This is a genomic window from Staphylococcus canis (assembly GCF_016238445.1).
GTDB classification, from domain to species: domain Bacteria; phylum Bacillota; class Bacilli; order Staphylococcales; family Staphylococcaceae; genus Staphylococcus; species Staphylococcus canis.
On sequence record NZ_JABANU010000116.1, the window covers coordinates 1 to 252 of the forward strand.

At 46.0% G+C, this 252-nt stretch carries 1 rRNA gene; it reads left to right on the forward strand.

The annotated features are described in order from the left end of the window. Window positions 1–87, forward strand: a 16S ribosomal RNA gene (locus HHH54_RS11715); the annotation flags it as partial. Window positions 88–252 lie beyond the last annotated feature (165 nt).

A 252-nucleotide genomic window follows, 5' to 3' on the forward strand; every position in this document is an offset into this window, starting at 1 on the left:
AGCTAGCCGTCGAAGGTGGGACAAATGATTGGGGTGAAGTCGTAACAAGGTAGCCGTATCGGAAGGTGCGGCTGGATCACCTCCTTTCTAAGGATATATACGGAATTATCACCTAAGGTGATAAGCGGATTAACGTGACATATTGTATTCAGTTTTGAATGCTCATTCATTGAGTTATTCAATTTAAATGGGCCTATAGCTCAGCTGGTTAGAGCGCACGCCTGATAAGCGTGAGGTCGGTGGTTCGAGTCC